2 protein-coding genes and 2 pseudogenes are annotated in these 5,415 nt (G+C 72.6%); 2 read left to right on the top strand and 2 right to left on the bottom strand.

Annotated elements, in window-relative coordinates; translation table 11 throughout:
- Window positions 1-135 precede the first annotated feature (135 nt).
- Window positions 136-771, bottom strand: a complete 636-nt coding sequence (locus ACWEBX_RS37085) for a DJ-1/PfpI family protein (protein WP_451889142.1) — start codon at window positions 769-771, stop codon at window positions 136-138.
- A gap of 57 nt (window positions 772-828) precedes the next feature.
- Window positions 829-1,781: pseudogene (locus ACWEBX_RS37080) on the bottom strand (GlxA family transcriptional regulator).
- Between the two features lie 113 nt (window positions 1,782-1,894).
- Here ACWEBX_RS37080 and ACWEBX_RS37075 point away from each other — a divergent pair.
- Both ACWEBX_RS37075 and ACWEBX_RS37070 read left to right on the top strand, forming a co-directional pair.
- Complete coding sequence (locus tag ACWEBX_RS37075; RefSeq protein ID WP_451889141.1) at window positions 1,895-2,761, top strand: SCO6745 family protein; 867 nt, start codon at window positions 1,895-1,897, stop codon at window positions 2,759-2,761.
- A gap of 189 nt (window positions 2,762-2,950) precedes the next feature.
- Window positions 2,951-5,335: pseudogene (locus ACWEBX_RS37070) on the top strand (Tex family protein); the annotation flags it as partial.
- Window positions 5,336-5,415 lie beyond the last annotated feature (80 nt).

The raw sequence follows: 5,415 nt of genomic DNA, 5'->3' as shown, positions 1-5,415 counted from the left end.
CGGTGTCAGCCTGCGGAGCGCGGGTAAGACCGGGACTCGTCCCGGCGCAGCGCGATGAAACAGGAACCCACCCGAAGCCGCGCCCGACAACAGCGAGGCAGGCGGGAATCGCCCTCCTTTAGGCGGGCGAGGATGTCAAGTCAGGAGGAAACGGCTCTTGCCGCGGAACTCCTCGACGAGGTGCGCGGGCGCCTTCTCCGGGGACCCGGCGTCGTAGGGCGGCTGCGGGTCGTACTCGGTCAGGAGCTGAACGGCCTGGGCGTGTTCGTCCCCGGCGATCCGGCCGAGCAGGGCCAGGCCCATGTCGATGCCGGAGGAGACACCGGCCGAGGTCACGTACCCGCCGTCGAACACGACCCGCTCCCGCGTGGGCTTCGCGCCGAAGCGCGCGAGCTGGTCGAGTGCCAGCCAGTGGGAGGTGGCCCGGCGTCCCTTCAGGAGCCCCGCCGCGGCGAGCAGCAGGGACCCGGTGCACACCGAGGTCGTCCAGAGGCTGGTGGCGTCGGCGGCCCGCAGCCAGTCGAGCAGGACCGTGTTGTGCATCTGGTCGCTCTGGCCCGGCCCTCCCGGTACGACCACGATGTCCGGGCGCGGGATCTCCGCGAGGCTCTTGTCCGCGGTCAGCGCGAGCCGGCCGGTGTCGGAACGGACCGGGCCGGTGCGTTCCGCGACGAACACGGTGTCCGCGTCGGGCAGCCGGCCGAGCGTCTCGTAGGGGCCCACGGCGTCCAGGGCGGTGAAGCGGTCGTAGAGGACGATGGCGATCTGCATCGGGATCCTTTCGGCGCGGGGGTGTGCCGCCGCGCGGAGCGGTGGGATGTTGGGATGTCAGGCGGTGGAGGCCGGGTGGAAGCGGCGGCGGTACTCCGCGGGGGCCGAGCCGAGGAATTTCAGGAAGGCGCGGCGCATCGCCTCGGGTGTGCCGTAGCCGGACGCCCGGGAGACCTCCTCGATGCCGTAGGCGGTGTCCTCCAGGAGACGGCGGGCGTGTTCGAGCCGTACGCGCTCCACGTACCGGCCGGGTGTCGTGCCCGTCTCCGTCCGGAAGGCCCGCGCGAAGTGCCGGGGCGAGAGCCGGGCGCGGACCGCGAGCGACTCGACGCTCAGGTCGTCGCCCGGATGCTCGGAGATCCAGTGCTGGACCTCGCGCAGCGGTTCGCGTCGCGCGGTCTGGGCGGCGAGCTGGGCGCTGAACTGGGCCTGGTTGCCCGGCCTGCGGAGGAAGACGACGAGATGGCGGGCGATGGTGAGGGCGGCGTCACGGTCCAGGTCGTCCTCCACGAGGGCGAGGGCCAGGTCGATGCCGGAGGTGACGCCCGCCGACGTGGCGACGTTGCCGTCGCGTACGAAGATGGGGTCGGGATCGACCGTGACCGCCGGGTGGTCGCGGGCGAGCCGGTCGCAGTGGGCCCAGTGGGTCGTCGCGCGACGGCCGTCGAGCAGGCCCGCCGCCGCGAGCAGTCCGGCACCGGTGCACACCGAGACCAGACGCTCGGCGCGCGGCCCGTGGGCGCGCAGCCAGTCGATCAGCCGGGGATCCGGACGCCGGGTGCCGCTGCCGCCGGGAACCAGCAGGGTGTGCGGGTCCGGCGCGTCGGCCAGCGCCCGGTCCGGTACCAGGACGAGGCCGCTGGAGGAGCGGACCGGGTGCCGTCCAGGGAGGCCGTGCGGATGCCGTACGAGCCGCCGCGGTAGCTCTCGGCGCCCGCGAACACCTCCAGGGGGCCGGTGACGTCGAGGCTCTGCACGCCGTCGAAGAGGACGATCAGGACCGTTCGCATGTACCGATTCTCGGCCGGTGCGTGGATGGCCGCAATGTCGAGGATCCCACCTTTCCTGCCATCGGGGGTCCGGGAGTTCCCGACATACCAACCAGTCGGTAATGTGGCGGGGTATGACCCCTTCACTGCCGGAGCGCGCCGGACGGCGCTGCCACAACGTCCTCAATCCGCTGCACTCGACGCACTACTTCTCGCCCGATCTGGGCCGTGAGCTGGCCGCGGTCGGCGTCGAGAACGAGCGCAGCGCCTACTTCGCGGTGCGGGCCGCCGCGATGGGCGCGGTCGGCGCGGGCACGGTGACGGCGACGTTCTTCAACTTCCGGCACGAACTCGTCGCCGCACACGTGCCCGCGGTGTGGCGGGCCGCCTCTCCGGAGACGGTGCTCGCGGCTCGTCTGCGTGCCGTGGACACGACGCTCCGGCGGCTGCTCGGCGAGGACGTCATCGCGTCCGAGGAGGTGGCCGAGGCGGCGAAGCTCGCCCTGCGCGCGACCGAGGCCTGCACCCGCGCCTTCCGCCCGCTGTACGCCGCTCACGCGGACCTGCCCGTGCCCGCGGCGCCGCACCTGGCGCTCTGGCACGCGGCCACCCTGCTGCGCGAGTACCGGGGCGACGGTCACCTCGCGGTGCTGCTCGACGCCGAGCTCGACCCGGTGGAGGCCCTGGTGAGCCACACCGCGACCGGCAAGGGCATGGCGCCGCGGTGGGTGCTCGGCACCCGCGGCTGGTCCCGGCAGGACTGGGAGGCCGCGTCCGGGCGGCTGCGCGAGCGCGGGCTGCTCGACGCGGACGGCGAGCTGACGCCGGCCGGTGCGGAGCTGCGCCGGGACGTCGAGGCCCGGACGGACCGCCTCGACCGGGCTCCGTACGAACACCTGGGCGCCGCCGGGGTCGAACGGCTCACCGAGATCGCGAAGGGCATGCTGATGACCGCCTTCGCCGCGGGCGCGTTCCCGGAGGGAATGATCGGCAAGGAGTGAGCCGTCCGGACCGCTCCGGACCACGCTCGTCCGTAGGGGGCGCGCCTGTGGTGGGCCCCCTCGGAGCGGGTGCCCGAGGCGCGGACCCGGACGGCTCGCGGCCCCTCCGTGTGGCGCCCTGAGCCCCCGTTGTCGTCGTCACCTGCCACAATTGCCGCGCAACCTCAGTGGAGAAGGCGGTACGGGATCGTGACGACACCCCTCGTAGGGTCCATCGAAGGCAGGATCGCCGAAGAACTCGGCGTACGGGAGCGGCAGGTCAAGGCGGCCGTCGACTTGCTCGACGGCGGTTCGACGGTGCCCTTCATCGCCCGCTACCGCAAGGAAGCGACCGAGATGCTCGACGATGCGCAACTGCGCACCCTCGAGGAGCGGCTGCGCTATCTGCGGGAGCTGGAGGACCGGCGGTCCGCGATCCTCGACTCGGTGCGCGAACAGGGCAAGCTCAGCGCCGAGCTGGAGGCGCAGATCAGAGCCGCCGAGACCAAGGCGCGCCTCGAGGACATCTATCTGCCGTTCAAGCCCAAGCGGCGCACCAAGGCGCAGATCGCGCGCGAGGCGGGTCTGGAGCCGCTGGCCGAGGGCCTGCTCGGCGACCCCTCGGTGGACCCGCTCGCCGCGGCCGCGGCCTTCGTCGACGCCGACAAGGGCGTCGCCGACCCGCAGGCCGCCCTGGACGGCGCCCGGTCCATCCTCACCGAGCGGTTCTCCGAGGACGCCGACCTGATCGGCGAGCTGCGCGAGCGCATGTGGGTGCGCGGACGGCTCGCCGCCAAGGTGCGTGAGGGCAAGGAGGAGGCGGGCGCCAAGTTCGCCGACTACTTCGACTTCGCCGAGCCGTTCAAGGCGCTGCCCTCGCACCGGATCCTCGCCATGCTGCGCGGCGAGAAGGAGGACGTCCTCGATCTCGTCCTGGAGCCGGAGGAGTCCACCGAGGGACCGTCCTCGTACGAGGGGATCGTCGCCCACCGCTTCGGGATCGCCGACCGCGGCCGCCCCGGCGACAAGTGGCTGACGGACACCGCCCGCTGGGCCTGGCGCACGCGCATCCTCGTGCACCTCGGCATCGACGTGCGCCTCAGGCTGCGCACCGCCGCCGAGGACGAGGCGGTGGACGTCTTCGCGGCGAACCTGCGGGACCTGCTGCTCGCCGCCCCGGCGGGCACGCGCGCGACGCTGGGCCTGGACCCGGGCTTCCGTACGGGCGTGAAGGTCGCCGTCGTCGACGCGACCGGCAAGGTCGTCGCCACGGACGTCATCTACCCGCACGTCCCGGCGAACAAGTGGGACGAGGCCGTCGCCAAGCTCGCCCGGCTCTCCAAGGAGCACGCGGTCGACCTGATCGCCATCGGCAACGGCACGGCCTCGCGCGAGACCGACAAGCTCGCCGGTGAGCTCATCACCAGGCACCCGGAGCTGAACCTCACCAAGGTGATGGTGTCGGAGGCGGGCGCTTCGGTGTACTCGGCGTCCGCGTTCGCCTCGCAGGAGCTGCCCGACATGGACGTGTCGCTGCGCGGCGCCGTCTCCATCGCGCGCCGGCTCCAGGACCCGCTGGCCGAGCTGGTGAAGATCGACCCGAAGTCGATCGGTGTGGGGCAGTACCAGCACGACCTGTCCGAGGTGAAGCTGTCGCGCTCGCTCGACGCGGTGGTCGAGGACTGTGTGAACGGCGTGGGTGTGGACGTGAACACCGCCTCCGCCCCGCTGCTGGCGCGGGTCTCCGGCATCACCTCCGGCCTCGCGGAGAACATCGTCGCCCACCGCGACGCCAACGGCCCCTTCACCTCCCGTACGGCCCTCAAGGGCGTGGCACGGCTCGGTCCGAAAGCGTACGAGCAGTGTGCGGGCTTCCTGCGGATCCGGGGCGGCAGCGACCCGCTCGACGCGTCCAGCGTGCACCCCGAGGCGTACCCCGTGGTGCGGCGGATGGTGAAGACGGCGGGCAGCGAGGTCGCGTCGCTGATCGGCAACACGAGCGTGCTGCGCTCGCTGAAGCCGGCCGAATTCGTCGACGAGACCTTCGGTCTGCCGACCGTCACGGACATCCTCAGGGAGCTGGAGAAGCCGGGTCGCGACCCGCGTCCCGCCTTCAAGACGGCCACCTTCAAGGAGGGCGTGGAGAAGATCTCCGACGTGGTGGCCGGGATGGTCCTGGAGGGCGTCGTCACGAACGTGGCCGCGTTCGGCGCGTTCGTGGACATCGGCGTCCACCAGGACGGGCTCGTGCACGTCTCCGCGATGTCCAAGACCTTCGTCAAGGACCCGCGGGACGTCGTGAAGCCCGGTGACATCGTCAGGGTGAAGGTCCTGGACATCGACATCCCGCGCAAGCGGATCTCGCTGACGCTCCGGCTGGACGACGAGGCGGCCGCTCCGGCGGCCGAGGGCGGCGGCGGCCGGCCCCAGCGGGGTGGGCGGCCGCCCCAGCAGCGCGGCCAGCAGCGGCAGGGCCGCGGCGGCGGTGCGGGCGCGGCCGGGGGCGCCTCCCGGCAGGCTCAGCCGCCGGCGAACAGCGCCATGGCCGACGCCCTGCGCCGCGCGGGTCTGACCGGCCCCGAGCGCGGCCGGAAGTGTCGACGACACCGAACCGCAGGTCGTCGTGGAGCACTGCCTCGCGGCCACCAACATCCGCCGGGAACGCGACAATTGGC

It is taken from the genome of Streptomyces sp. NPDC005070 (assembly GCF_053600395.1).
This window is presented reverse-complemented; position numbering and strand designations above follow the sequence as displayed.